Here is a 20,081-nt window from a genome sequence, read left to right on the forward strand (position 1 = left end):
TGTGTTCCTAAAAATATCCTTAAAAGAGTAACCATTCATTAACCTTCGACACCCTGCCCTCGCGCCCTTGAAACGGGAACAAAAAGGGATCAGATATAGAGGACTGCACGTTTTACGCCATTTGCCGCTATTTTTCGCCCCAGCGAAGGACCGAACATACCCGCCATGGACCAACCAATCCTGCACTCCCCTGCCCCGGATGTAAAAAACCGCCCCAAACTGGAGGGCGGCAAACGGTTTGTCCTGCACACAAACTTTGAGGCCGCGGGGGATCAACCGACCGCGATCAGGGAAATATCGGCGGCGATCAACGCAGGCGAGCGCGATCAGGTCCTGCTTGGGGCCACAGGCACGGGCAAGACGTTCACCATGGCCAAGGTCATCGAGGAAACCCAACGCCCCGCCATTATCCTTGCGCCGAATAAAACCCTCGCCGCACAGCTCTACGGCGAATTCAAAGGTTTTTTCCCCGACAACGCCGTCGAATATTTCGTGTCCTACTATGACTACTATCAACCCGAGGCCTATGTCGCGCGCTCGGACACCTTCATCGAGAAGGAAAGCCAGATCAACGAACAGATCGACCGGATGCGCCACTCGGCCACCCGCGCCCTGTTGGAACGCGACGACGTGATCATCGTTGCCTCGGTGTCGTGCATTTACGGCATCGGTAGCGTCGAGACCTACGGCGCCATGACACAAGACCTCCATGTGGGCCATGAATACAACCAACGCGAGGTCATGGGCGACCTCATCGCACAGGCTTACAAACGCAATGACCACGGCTTTGCCCGCGGCACCTTTCGCGTGCGCGGCGACAGTTTGGAAATCTGGCCCGCTCACCTCGACGACCGCGCGTGGAAGCTATCGTTCTTTGGCGAAGAGTTGGAAAGCATCACGGAGTTCGATCCGCTCACAGGTGCCAAAACCGACACATTTACGCAGGTCCGCGTCTACGCCAACTCGCACTATGTCACACCGCAAAAAACGATGAAGCAAGCGGTTCAAGGCATCAAAAAAGAGCTGCGGATGCGATTGGACCAACTCAACAACGAAGGCAAATTGTTGGAGGCGCAGCGCCTTGAGCAGCGCTGTAATTTCGACATCGAGATGTTGGAGGCCACGGGTGTGTGCAACGGCATCGAGAACTATTCGCGCTACCTCACGGGCCGCGCCCCGGGGGAGCCGCCCCCCACCCTGTTCGAATTCATCCCCGACAATGCAATCGTGTTTGCCGACGAAAGCCACGTGTCGGTGCCGCAAATCGGCGGCATGTACAAGGGTGACTTCAGACGCAAAATGACACTGGCCGAACACGGGTTCCGCCTGCCCTCGTGCATGGACAACCGACCTCTCAAGTTCGAGGAATGGGATGCCATGCGCCCGCAATCGGTCTTTGTCTCCGCCACGCCCGCCGCGTGGGAATTGCAACAAACCGGCGGTGTATTCACGGAACAGATCATTCGCCCTACGGGTCTTTTGGACCCTGTCGTCGAAATCCGCCCAGTGGAAACACAGGTCGACGATCTGCTCGATGAAGTGCGCAAACAGGCCGCTGCGGGCTACCGCGTTCTGGTCACAACACTGACCAAACGCATGTCCGAAGACCTGACCGAATACCTGCACGAACAAGGTATTCGCGTGCGCTATATGCACTCCGATATCGACACGATCGAGCGGATCGAGATCCTGCGCGACCTGCGGCTCGGGGCGTTCGATGTGCTGATCGGGATCAACCTTTTGCGCGAAGGTCTGGACATCCCCGAATGTGGCCTCGTTGCCATTCTCGATGCGGACAAAGAGGGTTTTTTGCGCTCCGAGACCTCGCTGATCCAAACCATCGGCCGCGCCGCACGCAACGCCGAAGGCCGCGTGATCCTCTATGCCGACCGCATCACCGGATCGATGGAACGCGCCATGGGGGAAACCGAACGCCGCCGCGAAAAGCAAATGGCCTATAACCTCGAACACGGCATCACCCCGCAGACGGTCAAAAAGAACGTCGAGGACATTCTGGCGGGCCTGTACAAAGGCGATGTCGACATGAACCGCGTCACGGCGACCATCGACAAACCGATGGCGGGCCAGAACCTTCAGGCCGTTCTGGACGGGCTACGGGTCGACATGCGCAAAGCCGCCGAGAACCTCGAATTCGAAGAGGCCGCGCGCCTGCGCGACGAGGTCAAGCGTCTGGAAGCCGTCGAACTGACGATTGCCGATGACCCGCTCGCCCGACAATCCGACGTCGACGCCGCTGTCGAGACATCCAAAAACGCCGGTGGGCGCAGCACAGGTGGACGCGGCGGGATGCGCGGCGGAAAGCGCAGTCGCGGGAAGCGGTGAGGTCCGCCCCCACCACGACACACCCCAAGAAGAAAACAGGTGACAAAAAACGGGGGCGCATGATGCGCCCCCGTTCGTTTTTCTTGGCATGACGGCCTTAGAACGGGCTGTCGGGGAAGTAGTAGTCTGCGGCGTTTTCTGGTGTGACCAGGGTGGCGTCGATGGTGTAAACGCCCGCTGTTGGCACGTTGGCAAAGAGCGCCGCAGCCGTCATTTCCATCGCGGTGCCGATCATCGCTGGCGGATAGAGCACGTCCACGGGGATCATTGCATCGCCATCCATAACCCGCTTGATCATGTCTTTGGACCCTGCGCCGCCGATCACATATTGAATGTCGGTGCGTTGGGATTGTTCGATGGCCTGAAGCACACCAACGGACATATCGTCATCCTGACACCACACCACGTCGATGTGTTCGTATTTGGTCAGAAAGTCCTGCATAACCTTGAACGCGTCATCGCGGTTCCAGTTGCCGAACTGGCGGTCGAGAACCTCGATGCCGGACCCTGCGATCCCTGCGTCAAAGCCGTCCTGACGCTCTTGGTCGATCGGGATGGGCATGCCGCGAATGACGACCACTTTGGCGTCAGGAGTGCGGCCTTCGATATAATCACCGGCCACTTCGCCCAAGGCAAAGTTGTTACCCGCGACGTAGAGGTCGCGCACGGACAGGTCGTTGTTGGACGGGGCGCGATCCACCAGAGCCACGAACGTGCCCTTGTTTTTCACTTCCTTGATCGCGTTCACAAGCGGGTCAGGGTTGGTTGGCAAAATGACGAGTGCGTCGATGCCCTGAATTTCCAGATCCTGAAGCGCGTTGGCCTGTGACGCGGGATCGGGTGATGTTTTGACGATCACGTCGAGGTCGGGATAGGCGGCCTCGAGTTTCTCGGCAATGCGGTTGGCGTGATACACAACGCCCGCAGTCCAACCATGATCGGCGGCGGGGATGGAAACCCCGATCTTCATGTCGGCGGCATATGCGGTTCCGACGAATGACACTGACGCGAGGGCGACAGCCAATACAGATTTTCTCATGTTCTTCCTCCCTAAATGGACGCTTTAACGTAGGCCGGCGTCCGTTACGGCCTGTTATGCCTTGCGCGACAGCGAGCGCTGCACAAGCATTGCAATGATGATGATTGCGCCCTGAATGGCACCGAGCAGGTACTCGGAGATAAAGCTCGACAGCAGCATGATGTTGCCCACAAGTTCGAGGATAAAGGCACCGCAAATGGTTCCCCAAACACGACCTGCGCCGCCCTTGAGCGCGGTCCCTCCCACCACCACCGCGGTGATGGCCTGCAGCTCCCACATCGTGCCGGTGGTTGCGGATGTCGAACCGAGACGCGGCACATAGAGGATCACGGCAATCGCCACACAGATCCCCTGTATGATAAACGCGGTCATGCGCACACGGTCGACGTTGATGCCCGAATAGCGTGCGACATCGCGGTTGGACCCCACGGCAACCACATGGCGGCCATAGCGGGTACGGTACATGATGACGGCGGCGATAACGGTCACGGCCAAGATGACCCAGATCGGGATCGGCAGGCCCATGAAACGGGCAAAATAGACGGGGCGATAAGCATCCTGTTGCTCCATCGAACTCAGGGTGATCGCCCCGCCCTGACTTAGCCACGTGGTTAGGCCACGAAAAATTCCCATCGTACCGAGCGTCACAATAAACGGCTCGATCCGCCCCCATGTCGTCACCGCACCGTTGAGAAACCCGCAGGCGGCACCAAGCGCCGAGGCCAGTAGCATCGCCGCCATGATCATCAGATACGGATTTTCGATCACGCCCGAATTCATAAACAGGATCATCACAGAGGCAACAAAGGCCACCATCGAGCCGACCGATAAATCAAGATCGCCGGACGAAATGACAAAGGTCGCACCAACCGCGATCACGGCAATAAAGGCCGATCGCGTTGCCACGTTTGCAAGGTTTGTTACCGAGATAAAGTTCGGATTGACCATCGCGCCGACGATCAACAGCAAAACAAGCGCGATAAACGGTGCTACGGCACGCATATCCATGCTCGCGAGTAGCGATTTTTGTGTCTTGCTTTGTGGGTCTGGTGTTTGGCTCACGTGTCTCTCCCTTTGGCGGTCTTTGCGCCGCTTAACTGGCTTTGCGCAGGCCCGCAGCCGCACGCATGATTTGATTTTCGTTGACGTCATCCCCATCGAGCACCTCGACAAGTGCCCCTTCGCGCATCACCGCGACACGGGCGCATAGTCCGATGATTTCGGGCATCTCGGATGAAATCACGATGACCGAATGCCCCTCATGGGCGAGGACGGAGATGAATTGGTAAATCTGCTGCTTGGTGCCGACGTCAATCCCGCGCGTCGGCTCGTCGATGATGACAATCCCCGGTTCGGTTTCCATGATTTTTGCCAACAGCAGTTTTTGCTGATTACCGCCCGACATGCGCCCCGCCATCACGCGGGCATCGCGTACACGGATGTCGAACCGCCGCTTGGCACGGTCCATGGCCACGACCTCGCTTGCGGGCGACAAAAGTCCGCGGCGCACATGGCGGTCCAACGATTGCAGCGTCAGGTTCGGGGTCATCCCCTCGCCGAGCAACAGCCCCTTTCCCTTGCGGTCCTTGGTCATATAGGCCACGCCCATCGCCGTCGCCGTCCCCATGTCATTGGCATGAAGCGGCAGGCCGTTGACCTCGACCGTACCAGAGGCGCGGGGGCGCAACCCGATAATAGCCTCCATCAACTCGGTGCGACCCGCGCCGATCAGGCCGGAAAACCCCAGTATCTCACCCTTACGCAAGGCAAAGGACGCATTTTTCACGAATCCGGTGCTCAGGCCATCCACCTTCAGAACAACAGGCGCATCGACATCGGGTTCGGATTTTGACGGATAAAGGCTCGACAATTCACGCCCGACCATCAACTGCGCGATCATCTCGCTATCGAGGTTTCGGGTCTCTTCCGTTTTGATCCACTGACCATCGCGCAACACCGTTACACGGTCGGTCAACGCCATGACCTCATCGAGCTTGTGAGAGACAAACACGAAACTCGCCCCCTGCGCGCGCAGCTTGCGGACCCGCACGAAAAGACGGTCCACTTCCTCTTGCGACAAGACCGCCGTTGGCTCGTCCATAAAGATCACCCGCGCATTGCGGCTAATGGCCTTGGCGATTTCGACCATTTGCTTATCCGCAATGGTGAGATCGGAAATCAGTGTGTTTTCATGGATGTTCGCGCCGAGTTCATCAAGTGCTTCACGGGTCTTTGCCCGCATCGCCTTGCGATCCAAAAGGCCGAAGCGGGTGATTTCACGACCCAGAAACAGGCTTTCGGACACGGTCAGGTGATCGGCAAGGTTCATCTCCTGGTGAATGAGCGCGATACCCAGTGATTCAGCCAGACCATCGGGCGGCAAATCAACCTCAACACCATCAAGGCACAACACCCCTGATGTAGGCGCCTCAAACCCCGAGAGGATTTTGACGAGCGTGGATTTCCCTGCGCCGTTCTCGCCCATCAACGCATGGATCTCGCCCTCACGGATGTCGAAGTCGACACTGAAAAGGACAGGCACGTCATTGAAAGATTTAGATATTCCACGCGCAGCCAAAACGACGGCACGCGCATCACCCGGCGCGTCAGACATAGTTCCTCCCAGAAGTATTCAAACTTCTCCCTGTAGAATCTGTAAACCTTTTCATGAGTGATGTAAAGGTTTACATAGACGCAGCAACACTGGTGTAACGGCTGACTTTCTGCCATGACCGACGACACACAACCACACACCAGACTGACCAATCAGGGGAGAGACATCGGTGGCACCCAAAGATCAGGCCACAATCGAAGATGTCGCCCGCATCGCAGGCGTATCCATCGCCACGGTCAGTCGCGCGGTCCACTCGCCCGAGCGCGTGGCCGAAACCACCCGCAAAAAGGTCAATCAGGCAATCCTTGTGACGGGGTACACGACCAATGCGATGGCCCGCAGCCTGCGCATGGGGCGCTCCAACATCATTCTGGTCCTTGCGCCCGACATTGGCGATCCGAATTTTTCCTCGACCCTGATCGGGATTGAAACAGAGGCCCGCGCACGCGGCCATGCGATCCTGATCGGACACACCCAAAACGATCCCGAACGCGCTATTGATTACCTCAAATATGTCACCTCACATCAGGCGGCGGGCATGATCCTGTTTACCGGACGCCTGCCCACGGGTGACGCCGTGAGCGCCATGCCCCTGCCCCCGACCGTTGCCGCGTTCGAACCCATTCAGGACGGCACCTTCCCCTATGTCGGCGTCGATGATTGCGCGGGGGCCCGCAAAGCCACGGAACACCTGTTGGCCGCAGGGCATCGCACCATTGCATTTGTCGGTGACACGCAAATGCGCATTGCCTATCAGCGCCGCCGCCAAGGGTTCGACGCCGCCATGGACGCCGCCCGCGTCCCCCCGGACAACCGGATCATTGTAAAAGGCGACGGGACAACGGCCTCGGGCGAACATGCTGTTGAGCTGTTGTTCATGCGCGATCATTTGCCCTCCGCCTTTATGTGCGTCAATGACACGACGGCGATTGGGGTGATGAACGCGCTCGCAGCCCGCCGTTACAATGTGCCGCTCGATTTTTCTGTCATCGGCTTTGATGACGTGCCGCAGGCGACCTATGTCTCGCCACCGCTGACCACCATCCGCCAACCACGCTCCATCATCGGAAAAACCGCCATTTCCCGACTGTTCAACATGATCGAGAAAAAGGATGGCGCACTGGCCACGACCGAACAGTTGATCGCACCGGATCTTGTCCTGCGCGGCTCGGTCACATCCCCGAAGTTCAGCCCCGACCGCTAACAGATAAGCAACCCGTTACTTTGGGGGCGCCCCCAATGCCGCACGGGCCTTTTTCAATGCCTGACGAAACACTGGGCCCGGAGCGCGTGCAATCACGGCCTCGCAATATTGCGCGACCCACGCGGGGCGTTGCGCCTTTTGCAGCCGGTCAAGCATCTCTTTTTGATAACGGCGGTTTTCACGGCGCCCCCGTAGCAAATGGTAGAACTCCGCGTCCGTAAGCGTTCCGGAAATCGCCCCTTCGACAACGGGCGTCAGAATGCCGAGTTGCCCCCAAAGCGACGCAATGCGGTGGCCGAAATAACGGCATCGCATCTTGCGCAGGTTCTCTCCGCGAAACAGTGCCGCGTGCATCGCATCGAGTGGCGACAGGGGATCATAGAAAAGATAAACATAGGCGGCACTTTTCACCATGTCGGGCGCATAGCCGTAGCGTGTGGAAAAATCACGCGCCCATGCCTTGCGGTAGCGGGTTTCCCAGGAGGCATCCGCACGCGCCAATGTGGCCTGCGGAGAAATAAGCACCACACCGGCCCCCGGGTGGACGGCCGAAAACGCCGCGGCGGCATAGCCCCCCATGGATGCGCCGTAAAAAATCACACGCTTGTAGCGGTCAAAGAACCCTTCGGCTTTCAGGCGGTCAAAGAAATCATACACGGCCTCGTCGCGGTACCATGTCCAATCGTGGGCCATCATGCCAAGCATCGACCACCCGCGTTTTTCTACGAACCCATACCCCCACGGCATCTTTCCCTCGCCACGCGAATAGACGTCGTCAAGATTTTCGAACGTCACGATCAGCGTATCGCCACGGTTCACCAACAGGGCTGTATGCTGTGGCCCGAGTTCCTCGTAGAACCCCTCGCGTGCGCCAACCTCGCGCAAGGAGGCACGCCACGCGTCTTTGCCCGGCTCCGGCGAAACGTCCGTGGCCATTACCGTTGCCCTCTCAGGCGACGCGTCACCTGTTCATACATATCGAGATCGGCCCCGAATGCCGCCTCAAGGTTTTTCACATCCTGCGCCGTGAGCGTGTCACGCCAACTTCGCGAAGTGGTTTGATGGCCAAAGGACCGGCGCGTATCCTCGATCTGATCCGCCGCCTCTGCGCCAAAAATCACCGCAGTGATATGCGCCATTGCGGGGGCCATATCCTCGACCACACCGACATAATCATAGGGGATTTGGTCGTAGGACATTTCCAACCGCTGTGATCGCCAGTGACGGTCCAGATCGCGCGCGCCCTCATCATGGGCCAAAATGTCGATAAAAGCCGACAGCGAGAGTGGCGCATCGGCGGGCCGCCCGAGATAGGCCATAAGGTTGGCGCGTTGTTTGCCCGCCACGTCGACCTTATCCGCCCACGCAGACACCGTGCGGGCAACCGGTTCGCGCACGATGGTGAATTTGAACACATCGTCACTTTGCACCGCCGCCTCAACCATCGCATTCGACACCCCCCGCGGCCCGGTGAGCAGCAACGATTGGGGCGGGGCATGGACACGCTCCATCGACAGCTCCTCAACGATATTTTTTGTCGCGGCGAGTTGCTTCATCAAGGTCGCAAGCACGGTTGTACACGCGGCCTTGTGCATCTTCATATACAAGAAACGGCGCTGCGGCGGGTCGAACGCCGGCAGGTTCACCGTTTGCAAAAAGTGGCGGCGATGCGGGTAATTGGCCAACATCGCGTCGAAAAGTGCCATTACTGTGCCTCCGGTGCAAATAATCTGGGTGCATTTTGCACGATGGTGTCGCGGCATTCCTTTATGAACTGCTTATCGACGAGGAAATCACGGCACAGCTTATCCATAGATGCGTCGCTCTTTATCGCAGCGAGGCCGACCTCTGCGCGAAATTGCGCCTCATCCTCTGGCGACCGCGTTTCTATCTTCACCGCCTTGGGCAAGATCAGCGCATCATCAGGATTGATCTCGTGCTTGCCCAACAGCCGGTCCATGAAGGATCCGCGACGCGGGCGATTGTTTTCCTTCTCCTCAAGCCGCGGCTTCATACGGCGCGCCCAGAAATGCACCCCCCGCGTCTCGTCGGTAAACCGTTCCTCGACGTTAAAGCGGCTGATAATCATATGATTCCGGTCCGGATAGCTTACAGGATAGAATGCGGCTTCGGGGCGGGCGTGTTCGATCTCTCCCGTCTCTCGCAAAAAATGGGTCACCGAAGCAGGCCCCGTGAAGCCCCAATTCTGGGCCGTCATATGGACCGGGCGCCCGGCGTCACGCTCCTCCTCCAACTCACGGATTTGCCAAGGCTTCAACCATGGGGCAATAGCATATTCGTCTTTGAAAAAAGCCAGAAGCCCGTTGAGCGTCGCGCTCTCGCGCGGCAGTCCCAAAACGGCATTACACACCAAGCCCGGTTTTTCCCAACCAAACACAAACCCTGACGGATCATCGAAAGCACGGTGACAATACATGTCCGCATCGACCCAAATCTTGTCGGTTTTCTTGAGTAGGTTCAGCCGCCACATATCGGCATGGATTGCGGGGCTTCCTGTCCGCACATGGCGCAGCATCGGGGTCGACGGGTAGATCTCTTCGGCATCCCCGACATGCACTCCGTGCGGGACATTGGGAATGGGTTCGTAGGAATAAAGGGTGATGTGATGCCCCATATCTGCGAAGCTTTTCAAACAAAGCTGCTCCAACCAACTCAATCGTCCGCCGATCCAAAGAGACGCAATTTCGGGAAGGTTCGCCATAATAAATGCCTTTAGCGCTGAGAGCGCTCCTCGTTATTGTACACTCACGGATAACATGGTCGCGGAGACCTATCTACGTGTTTCGGGAGCGACCATATGTAATTTTATTTAGATTACCCACGCTGAACCAAAGCGTAAAGTATTGTCATCACATGCAGAACAGCCTCTCACCCAACTTGACTTAGCGCCCCCCATATGAGACCAATCATACAATAAAAACAGGCGTCTCACGCAGCGGGCGCACGCCCACAAACGGGCCTTGGAGCAACAGGTGGGTGCGAGTTTGAGTGCAGTTGGGATCACATGCGTCCGCGACGAGGGGCCGTGGCTTCTTGACTGGATTGCGCACCACCGCGCCCACGGGTTTTCGCACTTCCTCATTGCCTCACACGACTGCCTTGACGGATCCGACACACTGCTTGATGCCTTGGATGCGGCAGGGATCATCACCCACCTTCCGTTCACGCCGAAAGCGGGCAAAGCCGTGCAATGGCAAGCCCTACGGCTGTTGCAGGATCACCCTGTCTACCGTGATGCCGACATGGCGATGTTTTTTGACGCGGACGAATACCTCGTTCTGACCGAGGGGGCGACGCTTGACACGCTCTTGCCCGAGGGGATCGACGCCGTACCACTGCGGTGGCATTTGTTCGGCAATGGCGGCCATGCGGAGTGGGTCGACCGCCCCGTTACCGAGCGGTTTACACGTGGCGGCGCGAACGGCATGCCTGTGCCGATGGGGCATCTGTTCAAATCCTTGCACCGCCCCTCCGCCTTTAACGGGCTCGGCATCCACCGACCGAAAGGCCGCGCGACCTGGGCGCTCGCCTCGGGGATGAAAGCCCACCCGACATTCAACGAGATGGAAGGGCTGATCCACCTGCTTGGCGTGCCGCAAAAAGATGAACGTGCGTGGTTGAACCACTACTCGGTGCGCTCGATCGAAGAGTTCATTCTTAAATCCGACCGTGGCCTGCCAAACCATGTGCGAAAGCCGGTTGATGCCGGGTACTGGGCCTTGCGCAATTTCAATACGGTTGAGGACAAACGGATCGCACCGATGCTTGACGCGAGTCGCGCCGCGCGGGCGGCGCTGACCGAATTCGACACGCTGCACGCGGATTGTGTGCGTTACCACCGCGACCGCCTTGCCCGCCTCAAAAAGGACAAAGCGATCGTGGATCTGTTCTGGCAATGCGAACTTATGCCCAGCTCCGTTGCCCCCTCGGGCACCCGGTTTATGGCCCATATCGAAATGCTAAAACACGCAGAGAGCAAAAAGACCGATGGCTGATTACGTCGCACATACCTTGGAAGCACAGGTCTTTGGGGACATTATTTTACTCGACGCGATTGTGTCGGGGGAGATCACGGAACTGTTCTTTCACCACTCCAGCGTCATCTCCGACGAAACAGCGGCGGGGCTATTGCCCCGATCAGACGTCAAATCCGTCGGCAATGCCGCATGGGTCACAGGGGTGACACAGCAGGCGCCCGTGACGTTCAACACACATGAGATTGCCCTCAGCGCCCCTGAACCCGAGCTCATGCGCGGGCGCAACGTCGCGCTCTCGACCCGCAACGGCGAAAGCGCCCGAACGGTTCTGGACTGGCTGCGGTTCCACATCACCCATCAGGCCCTCACGGGCGCTGTCATTCTCGACCGCGCCGACCCGACCCGCAACGCCGCCTTTTGCGATGAACTGCGCGACGGGATTGCGGCGCTCGACACCGACCTGACGGTGATCCACCTGCACACCACGGTGCCGCTTGGCAAAGACACCCTGCCCCCTGAGGCGCATCCGTTCTCAACCCCCGGCGCGCCGGGCAAGGACCGCATGGACATTCCCGCGCCCGATGCATGGGCCGCCCCGCTTGCCGATGTTCTGGTCTACGAGCTTTTGCGGCGCAAGTACCTCGAACAGGCCCGCGCAGTGGCCAATATCGAGGTCTATGATCTGGTACCCAAAAGCGGGCCAATCACGATGTTCGACCTCGCACAGACCGCGCCGAACGGGGTGGTGCAATTGCTCGGACGACAGGCCTATCCGTGGCGGGCCAAAGGCGACGAGCCCTCTTTTGCCGATCACATCTGTATCCAGTTTGACGAGACCCGCCGCCGTGCGCGGTGGTGTGCGGCCCCTGCCCGCCTTGGCTCCGGATCGGTGTTTCGCCTGATCCGTGTGGGGGGCGCAAATCCCAAAGCCGGATACGAGTTCTACCGCTACATGGGGCTGCGCCACCGCGCGCCCTCCGTCTCCAAAATCGTCCCCAAATCATCGCTCATCGAACACGCCCCGCTGATCGCCATGTCGGCCTCCGAATGGGGCTATCAACCCGTGTTGATGCCCAAGGAAACCGTTGCCAAAGCCCCCCGTGGCGACAACTCGGTGGCGATTGTGACCTGCATGAAAAACGAGGGGCCTTTTATCCTTGAATGGCTCGCCTATCACCGCGCCATCGGGATCGAGGGATTTCTGGTCTACACCAATGACTGCACCGACGGGACCGATACCTTTCTCGATCTGCTTCAGGAAAAAGGCTATGTGCAGCACCGCGAAAACCCGTTCAAAGGCACCGATCTCAAGCCACAACACGCCGCCCTTCAGGCCGCCGAACACGAAGAGGTCGTGTCCGGTGTGGATTGGGCCATTTCGATGGACGTGGACGAGTTCATCAACGTCAAGGTTGGCGATGGCACCATGAGCGCCCTCTTTGCCGCCCTGCCTGATGCCAATCTGATCTCGTGTACATGGCGGCTGTTTGGCAACGCGGATGTACAGGGGTACGAGGACCAGTTCCTGTTGGAACAATTCGACCGCGCCGCCCCCGAGTTTGCCAACAAACCACACCAAGCGTGGGGCTTTAAAACCCTGTTCAAAAATATCGGCCTGTTCAAGAAATTGGGCGTCCACCGCCCCAAAGGGCTCAAGCCACAAATCTGGGATAAAATCCGGTGGTATAACGGATCGGGGAAACCGATGCCGCGCACCGAATTTCGCAACGCATGGCGGTCCACCGCAGACACCTACGGCTATGATCTGGTGCAACTCAATCACTACGCTGTGCGCTCGGCGGAAAGCTTTTTGGTCAAACGCGACCGCGGACGCGTGAACCACGTCGACCGCGATCAGGGCCTTGCCTACTGGTTCCGGATGAACAACAATTGCGAACAAGAGACGTCCATCCAACGCATGTTGCCAAAACTGCGTGCGGAATACGACCGGCTTTTGTCCGACCCTGACATCGCCGCACAGCACGCCGCCTGTGTGCGCGCCCACCAAACCAAGATCGCCGAATTACGTGCCACCGAAACCTACACGAATTTCTACGGGGAACTGACGGGGGCGCGTATGGAAAAACTCAGCCGGCTGCATTCGCATTTCGGGGCCAACGTGTTTTTGAACGGCCCGGAGTGCGTACCGGATGATGTGATTGACAAAGACGCGGACACGGAATTTTTCTTTACAGTTGAGCGCGGGGAAACCGCACACTAAGACGTGCGAAAGAGGAGACGAGAGATGAAGGTTCACCTGCATATCGGTGTACATTTTACCAAGACCCCGCGTCTGGTTCAGGCTGTGCGCAAAAACGAGCGGGTCTATCGTCGCCACGACGTCATCGCCCCTCCTGTGAATGCGTACCGCACACAGGTCGACGACATGGTGATGCGTCTTGACGGCCAGGCCGCCACGGTGGAGGACAGCACCGCCTTTATCAAAAGTCTGGCGGGAGATGCCAACCCGCGCGGCCTGATCATGGTCGATGAACAATGGTGCGGTCCGGTTGAACACGCGTTCGAGGAACAGATGCTTTATGCGGGCGTGGCCGACCGTGTACGGCGCATTGCAGGCGTTTTTTCAGGTGCCGAGCTGCGCGTCTCGATGTCCATTATCAACCCCGCGACCTTAGTGGGCAGCGTCCTTGATAAGGGGCGCGCATCGGGTCAGGCCAACTGGTTTGCCAAACATGTACCCGCGCACAACGTGTCGTGGCTGCCCTGTATCAACCGTATTCAGGACGCCGTTCCAAATGTGCCACTGACCCTGTGGACCGAAGAGGACGCGCCGCTCGTCTGGGGGCGCATTTTGCGCCATCTTGGCGATCTGGACAGCGATGTGACCATGCGTGCGCCCCTCTCTGCGGTCCGCGAGATGCTCTCGACCGAAGGGAGCGAACGCCTGTATGCCTATGCCCGCAAATTCCCCCCCACCACTCAGGACGCCTTTGAGCGCATCGCCCTCGCGTTTCTCGACAAGTACGAACAGATCAATATTGTCGGCCCCGAGGACGGCATTGACGGGTGGAGCGATGACGATATTAACGAGATTACGGCGGGCTACGACGAGGATATCGCAACCCTGTCCAAACGGGACGGCATCACCGTCATCCAACCGGGACTCGTGGCCGAAGCCCTCGCAAAAGATCAATAAAAGACGCTCGAACAGTGGCGTTTTAAACTAAATGATATTTTGAGACATAAAGTGTGCTAGACTACGCACATGACACAGCTTCACCTTCGTCACAAAAACATTCTGGACCATGGCGCCGCGTTTCACCTGTCGCGTGCGGTTCTGGACCGCGCCCGCCCCAAGGTTTTGCATACCCAAGACTACCATGAGCTATTCTGGTTGGTGAACGGCAAGGCGCGCCTGTACCTTGAGGATCAAAAGCAAACTTTGGTCGAGGGCGATCTGGTATTTATGCCGTGCGGAACACCCCACGGGCTACAGGGCGTGGGCGAGGCCTGTCACATCGTTAATGTCATTGTCCCCGCAGGCGAGGTCGATGCGCTACTCGCACGCTACCCCCAAGCAAACCGCTATTTCCCCCCGTCAGGACACGCACCGGTGCATTTGCATCGCGGAATTCGCGCCTTGTCGCGGCTGTCGTCGGCGGCGATCACCCTTGAATCCGCGCCGCGCACCACGCTCCACCTCGAAGCCTTTTTGCTGCCTTTGATCGCGGAGCTTTCGGGCGACACTCGCGATATGCCGGAGGGCATTCCCGCATGGCTCAGAACCGCAGTCATCGCCGCCGAAGATCCCGCCACGCTTCAGGGCGGTGCGGCCGGATTTGTGGCCGCCACGGGAAAATCCCACGCGCATGTGTCGCGTTCGATGCAAAAGCACTTTGCCATGACCCCTTCCGACTATATCAACGCCCGCCGCATGGCGCACGCCGCACGGCTTTTGGCGGGGACCCCCGACACGTTACCCGAAATTGCCGAGGCGCTCGGACTTTCCAACATGAGCCACTTTCATCGCCTGTTTCGGGCGCAATTCGATATAACGCCGCGTCGCTATCGTGAGAAAAACCAGAAAGGCGTTATTCAACCCGTTTGACCAAGAGGTCAAATTCTTGCCTTTGGAATAAAGACCTGTCAGATTTGAAGCGGAAAGAAGGATCCCCCGATGACCGCCACACAGACCGCCGCCCCTCACACCGAAACGCCCGAGGCGATTTCGCATCTGCCGCAAGTCCATGAGCCGCGCAATCCGGGGATGGACCTCGACCTTGATTGGGTGCGCGGCGTTCAGGCCAATACCTCCGCCATCGAGCGGCGCTGCGCCACATTGCCCGGACGCCGGAGCGTCAAGAAGGATCATCAGGCGGCATGGCTGATCAAGGCGATCACCATGATCGACCTGACCACCCTATCGGGCGACGACACCACGGGCCGCGTCAAGCGCCTTTGTGCCAAGGCCGCGCACCCTGTTCGGGCGGATATTATGGCCGCACTCGACATGCCGCCCGTCACCACAGGCGCGGTATGCGTCTATCACGACATGGTCGAAACCGCCGTGGCCGCATTGGACGGAACGGGCATTCCAGTGGCGGCTGTGTCCACCGGATTTCCGGCGGGCCTGTCGCCATTTCATTTGCGCGTAAAGGAGATCGAAGAGAGCGTAAGAGCGGGCGCGAAAGAGATCGACATCGTGATCTCGCGCCGCCACGTCCTGACCGGAAACTGGCAGGCCCTGTACGACGAGATGCGGGCCTTTCGCACCGCCTGTGGCGAGGCTCACGTCAAAGCGATCCTGGCCACGGGGGAACTTGGCTCGCTGCGCAATGTCGCCCGCGCCTCCTATGTCTGCATGATGGCCGGTGCCGATTTCATCAAAACCTCGACAGGCAAGGAAAGCGTCAACGCCACCCTGCCCGTATCGCTGACCATGATCCGCACCATCCGCGACTATTACGAGCGCACAGGTTACCGCGTCGGGTACAAACCCGCCGGCGGCATTTCCAAGGCCAAAGACTCGCTCGTTTACCTGTCCTTGATCAAAGAAGAGTTAGGAAACCACTGGCTGTCACCTCATCTGTTCCGCTTTGGCGCGTCCTCCCTTTTGGGCGATATCGAACGTCAACTCGAGCATCACGTGACGGGTCACTATTCCGCCGCATGGCGTCACCCGATTGGATAAGAACATGAGTCTCAACCACCTGACCTGGCCCGAAGCAAAAGCCTATTTCAAACATTTCTCACATGGCAAAGTGGACGAAGCGGGAGAGCACGCCTTTATCTACGCGCAGGATATGATCCGCGAATCCGAGGACGGACAAACGCTTTACATCGGTCGCGCAGGGATCGGCGGGATCGAGTTCGTCTATCGCCGTGGATCACCCGAGATTTGGGCGTTCTACCCGATTGAGGGCGACCTACAATGGAAAGCGCTCGGCATAGAAGAATTCGTCAAAGACTGGCTTGCGGGCGACATCAATGTTTAGGGACAAAATGACCGTTAAAGATATTTTCGAGACGATGGACTACGGCGCAGCTCCTGAAAGTGCGGGCGAAGCGCTTGCATGGCTAAAGGCGCGCGGCGGCATCGCGGGCAACTATGTAGACGGCACATGGGGGCCATTGCGCGCCGACATCGACGTGATGAACCCCGCCACGGGCGAGCGCCTTGCGGGCCTGACCAAATCCACCCCTGACGAGGTCGCCACCGCCGTGGCCGCCGCACGCAAGGCCCAACCCAAATGGGCGAAACTCGGCGGGCATAAACGCGCCAAATTTCTCTACGCCATCGCGCGGCTCGTGCAAAAACATGCGCGGCTTTTGTCGGTCATGGAGACCCTGGACAACGGCAAGCCGATCCGTGAGGCCCGCGACGTGGACATTCCATTGGTCGCACGCCACTTTTACTATCACGCGGGCATCGCCCAACTGATGGACGACGAAATGCGCGACCGCGAGGCGCTTGGCGTTTGCGGCCAGATCATCCCGTGGAATTTCCCGCTTTTGATGCTTGCATGGAAAATCGCTCCTGCAATCGCGGCGGGCAACACCGTTGTGCTCAAACCCGCCGAATTCACATCGCTCACCGCGATGGTTTTTGCCGACATCTGCACCGAGGCCGGCCTGCCCAAAGGGGTGGTCAACATCATCACGGGCGACGGTGACACCGGTGCCGCATTAGTTGCTTCGAATGTCGATAAAATCGCGTTTACCGGATCAACCGGTGTCGGGCGGGCGATCCGTGCGGCCACTGCCGGAACGGGAAAATCGCTCACGTTGGAATTGGGCGGAAAATCCCCCTACATCGTGTTCGAAGATGCCGACATGGACAGCGCCATCGAGGGCTTGGTCGATGCGATCTTTTTCAACCAGGGACAGGTTTGCTGCGCCGGGTCGCGCCTTTTGGTCCAAGAGGGCATCGCGGAGGAATTCCATCGCCGCCTGATTGAACGCATGGCAAAACTGCGCATCGGCAACCCGCTTGATAAATGCATCGACGTTGGCGCAATCGTCGATCCGGTACAGCTTGAGCGGATCAAAACACTGATGGCAACGGGTGGCGCGGAAGGCACGGTGCATCAACCCTGCCCCGCGCCCGAGGGCTGTTATTACCCGCCCACACTGGTCACGGGATTGCACGGCTCATCCATGCTGATGCAGGAGGAAATATTCGGGCCGGTTTTGGTATCGACCACCTTTCGCACCCCCGCCGAGGCCGTGCAGGTCGCCAATGACACGCGCTACGGCCTCGCCGCGTCCGTGTGGTCCGAGAACATCAACCTTGCGCTCGACATTGCGCCCAAACTGGTCGCAGGGGTAGTCTGGATCAACGGCGCCAACATGTTCGACGCAGCGGCCGGATTTGGCGGCGTACGCGAAAGCGGGTTTGGGCGTGAGGGCGGATGGGAAGGCATGATGGCCTATACCAAACCCGCGGGCAAAGCCGTGGCGATCAAACCCGCGACCAAGCATCTCAAACCCGATACCGTGGCCGTGCTCGACCTTGACCGCACCTCGAAACTCTATATCGGCGGCAAACAATCACGCCCCGATAGTGGCTACTCCGAGGCGGTGTTTTCGCCCAAAGGCAAGTTGCTTGGCCATGCCTCCTTGGCCAGCCGCAAAGATGTGCGCAACGCCGTTGAGGCCGCGCACGCCGCCAAGGGGTGGGGCAAGGCCACCGCACACCTGCGTGCGCAAATCCTGTATTACATCGGCGAAAACCTGTCTGCCCGCAGCGATGAATTCGCCGCACGGATTGCCGCCCTCACGGGAACACCGAACGGCAAGGCACAGGCCGAAGTCGAGGCTGCCATTTCAACGCTGTTCACCTATGCGGCGTGGTGCGACAAATACGACAGCGCGGCCAAACCCGTACCGATGCGCGGCGTGGCACTCGCCATGAAAGACCCCGTGGGGGTGATTGGTGCGTTTTGCGATGATCGCCCGCTTGGCGGCCTGATCGACGTGATCGCCCCCGCCATTGCTATGGGCAACCGCGTGGTGGCCGTGGCGTCCGAGGCCTATCCCCTTGCCGCAACGGATTTCTATCAGGTGCTCGACACCTCCGATGTCCCCGCAGGTGTGGTGAACATTCTCACGGGGAACCACGCCGAATTGGCCAAACCAATGGCGGGCCATCTGGATGTGGACGCGGTTTGGTCATTCTCATCCGCCGATCTGTCGGCCACAATCGAAGGCGAAAGTGCGGGCAACCTCAAACGCACATGGGTGAACAACGGCCAAAGCCGCAGCTACCCCGCGCGTGACTGGCTTGCGCAATCAACCGAGATCAAAACCATCTGGGTGCCTTACGGCGAGGGCTAATGCGCACGCCGTAAGGGACTGTTCACCGGTAGCTCACAGCACAAATGTATTTGTCGTAGACCCATCCCGATGGGCCTGCGTAGCTGTCGTCCTGTAGCCCGTCGAGTACGATCACCTCGCGCCACCGCGACCCGTCAGCGGGGTTCATCGACTCCAGAAATGTGTCGGGCGGCAAGCGCATGATCATGTCGCATTTCGACGACCCGCATTCGCGCAACGCGAGAAAGTTGTCGCCATCGGGGTTAAGGTTACAGGTCACAAATGTCTCCCCCGAATAGGGGGTCGCAGGGGCCGCAACAAGTGCGCCCACGGTGACGAGGGCAGCAACGGACAGGGGGTGAATTGGATGGGTTATCACATGCTCCTTTTTCGCGTGCGTTCTGGATTTAACACAGGCGACCAAAGGCGGCTTTGATCTGAGGCCCTTTAGGATTTGATCAGGCGGATCAGCGTTTTTTTCTGAACCACCCTTTTATGCCACGCGCCGTGTCGCGTGTCCGCGCACTGGCCTCATCCCACGCCTCGTCCACATCCTCGACAAGCGGGTCAATCGTCCGTTCGCGAAACTGCAGCCACATCCGGCGAAGGAGCAAAAGCATGGCTGCAAAGAAGGTCAGGAATACGATGTTAAACCACGGCGTAATACGGGCATCGGGTCCCTCGACCGCTTTGAACGCGATGGCGTTTGGGAAAATCGACAGGATTTCGTTGCGCCACCCGTAATGTGTTACCGAGTACCATTCAGGGGCCGCCTTGGTCGAGATCGCGTCATTGGCCTCGGTATAGAGGTTCGCCGTATCGAATTTGAAATACGGCGGCCACCCCCACCCCGTGTCTTCATTGCGGTAGACCATTGTTTTCCCATCGGGATACACGGCCTGAATAAACTGAACATCGCGGGTCTGGGTGGTGGTGGACCCGTTGTCGGGCGCTTGCCAGAACATCGTGGTCCACCCCGAAAGATCTTGACGCTCTTCATAGGTATTCACGATCCGCACGACATCATGCTGCGGTAAAACATAGTGGAAAAACCCGCCCACAAAGAGTGCGAGGAGGGCAATAAAGGTCCATTTAACGTAGCGCATT

At 58.7% G+C, this 20,081-nt stretch carries 17 protein-coding genes; 9 read left to right on the top strand and 8 right to left on the bottom strand.

Going from position 1 to position 20,081, the window contains the following annotated elements; all coding sequences use genetic code 11:
• The first annotated feature begins 165 nt into the window (after positions 1-165).
• Complete coding sequence (gene uvrB / locus ACN0Q0_RS11315; protein WP_417243501.1) at positions 166-2,343, top strand: excinuclease ABC subunit UvrB; 2,178 nt, start codon at positions 166-168, stop codon at positions 2,341-2,343.
• 97 nt (positions 2,344-2,440) lie between these two features.
• Here uvrB and ACN0Q0_RS11320 read toward each other — a convergent pair whose 3' ends face one another.
• The 3 genes from ACN0Q0_RS11320 to ACN0Q0_RS11330 are packed head-to-tail and all read right to left on the bottom strand — an operon-like array spanning position 2,441 to position 5,996.
• Positions 2,441-3,382 (bottom strand): substrate-binding domain-containing protein, encoded by a 942-nt coding sequence (locus ACN0Q0_RS11320; RefSeq protein ID WP_417243502.1) that lies wholly within the window; start codon positions 3,380-3,382, stop codon positions 2,441-2,443.
• Positions 3,383-3,436: 54 nt separating this feature from the next.
• Positions 3,437-4,444, bottom strand: a complete 1,008-nt coding sequence (locus ACN0Q0_RS11325) for an ABC transporter permease (RefSeq protein WP_417243503.1) — start codon at positions 4,442-4,444, stop codon at positions 3,437-3,439.
• Positions 4,445-4,475: 31 nt separating this feature from the next.
• Positions 4,476-5,996 (bottom strand): sugar ABC transporter ATP-binding protein, encoded by a 1,521-nt coding sequence (locus ACN0Q0_RS11330; protein WP_417243504.1) that lies wholly within the window; start codon positions 5,994-5,996, stop codon positions 4,476-4,478.
• A 169-nt stretch (positions 5,997-6,165) separates the two neighbouring features.
• On the opposite strand from ACN0Q0_RS11330, the gene ACN0Q0_RS11335 reads away from it, so the two are divergent.
• The gene (locus ACN0Q0_RS11335; protein WP_417243505.1) at positions 6,166-7,200 is read left to right on the top strand and encodes a LacI family DNA-binding transcriptional regulator; all 1,035 of its coding nucleotides are present in this window, start codon (positions 6,166-6,168) and stop codon (positions 7,198-7,200) included.
• Positions 7,201-7,215: 15 nt separating this feature from the next.
• Here the strand turns inward: ACN0Q0_RS11335 and ACN0Q0_RS11340 are convergent, their stop codons facing one another.
• From ACN0Q0_RS11340 to ACN0Q0_RS11350, 3 genes are read right to left on the bottom strand one after another with little or no spacing between them, the layout of a single operon-like run.
• Entirely contained in the window at positions 7,216-8,136 is a 921-nt protein-coding gene (locus ACN0Q0_RS11340) for a phosphoadenosine phosphosulfate reductase (RefSeq protein WP_417243506.1), read from the bottom strand.
• Complete coding sequence (locus tag ACN0Q0_RS11345) at positions 8,136-8,906, bottom strand: sulfotransferase family 2 domain-containing protein (protein WP_417243507.1); 771 nt, start codon at positions 8,904-8,906, stop codon at positions 8,136-8,138. The genes ACN0Q0_RS11340 and ACN0Q0_RS11345 overlap by 1 nt, the downstream gene beginning before the upstream one ends.
• Complete coding sequence (locus ACN0Q0_RS11350; RefSeq protein ID WP_417243508.1) at positions 8,906-9,922, bottom strand: hypothetical protein; 1,017 nt, start codon at positions 9,920-9,922, stop codon at positions 8,906-8,908. Before ACN0Q0_RS11350 ends, ACN0Q0_RS11345 begins: the two co-directional genes overlap by 1 nt.
• 283 nt (positions 9,923-10,205) lie before the next feature.
• Here ACN0Q0_RS11350 and ACN0Q0_RS11355 point away from each other — a divergent pair, with 283 nt between their 5' ends.
• The 7 genes from ACN0Q0_RS11355 to ACN0Q0_RS11385 all read left to right on the top strand — a co-directional run bounded on the left by ACN0Q0_RS11355 (position 10,206) and on the right by ACN0Q0_RS11385 (position 18,995).
• Positions 10,206-11,216, top strand: a complete 1,011-nt coding sequence (locus ACN0Q0_RS11355) for a glycosyltransferase family 2 protein (protein ID WP_417243509.1) — start codon at positions 10,206-10,208, stop codon at positions 11,214-11,216.
• Entirely contained in the window at positions 11,209-13,419 is a 2,211-nt protein-coding gene (locus ACN0Q0_RS11360) for a glycosyltransferase family 2 protein (protein WP_417243510.1), read from the top strand. The genes ACN0Q0_RS11355 and ACN0Q0_RS11360 overlap by 8 nt, the downstream gene beginning before the upstream one ends.
• 24 nt (positions 13,420-13,443) lie before the next feature.
• A complete protein-coding gene (locus tag ACN0Q0_RS11365; RefSeq protein WP_417243511.1) occupies positions 13,444-14,355 on the top strand; it encodes a hypothetical protein in 912 nt (303 codons plus the stop codon).
• A gap of 69 nt (positions 14,356-14,424) precedes the next feature.
• Positions 14,425-15,267, top strand: a complete 843-nt coding sequence (locus tag ACN0Q0_RS11370; RefSeq protein WP_417243512.1) for a helix-turn-helix domain-containing protein — start codon at positions 14,425-14,427, stop codon at positions 15,265-15,267.
• 69 nt (positions 15,268-15,336) lie between these two features.
• Positions 15,337-16,350 (top strand): deoxyribose-phosphate aldolase, encoded by a 1,014-nt coding sequence (deoC, locus tag ACN0Q0_RS11375; RefSeq protein WP_417243513.1) that lies wholly within the window; start codon positions 15,337-15,339, stop codon positions 16,348-16,350.
• 4 nt (positions 16,351-16,354) lie between these two features.
• A complete protein-coding gene (locus ACN0Q0_RS11380; RefSeq protein ID WP_417243514.1) occupies positions 16,355-16,654 on the top strand; it encodes a hypothetical protein in 300 nt (99 codons plus the stop codon).
• A gap of 7 nt (positions 16,655-16,661) precedes the next feature.
• Entirely contained in the window at positions 16,662-18,995 is a 2,334-nt protein-coding gene (locus tag ACN0Q0_RS11385) for an aldehyde dehydrogenase family protein (RefSeq protein ID WP_417243515.1), read from the top strand.
• 22 nt (positions 18,996-19,017) lie between these two features.
• Here the strand turns inward: ACN0Q0_RS11385 and ACN0Q0_RS11390 are convergent, their stop codons facing one another.
• Both ACN0Q0_RS11390 and ACN0Q0_RS11395 read right to left on the bottom strand, forming a co-directional pair.
• Complete coding sequence (locus ACN0Q0_RS11390; protein WP_417243516.1) at positions 19,018-19,353, bottom strand: hypothetical protein; 336 nt, start codon at positions 19,351-19,353, stop codon at positions 19,018-19,020.
• A gap of 88 nt (positions 19,354-19,441) precedes the next feature.
• Complete coding sequence (locus ACN0Q0_RS11395) at positions 19,442-20,080, bottom strand: DUF1523 family protein (RefSeq protein WP_417243517.1); 639 nt, start codon at positions 20,078-20,080, stop codon at positions 19,442-19,444.
• Position 20,081 lies beyond the last annotated feature (1 nt).

This window comes from Celeribacter sp. (assembly GCF_048259695.1).
In the GTDB taxonomy this organism is placed as follows: domain Bacteria; phylum Pseudomonadota; class Alphaproteobacteria; order Rhodobacterales; family Rhodobacteraceae; genus Celeribacter.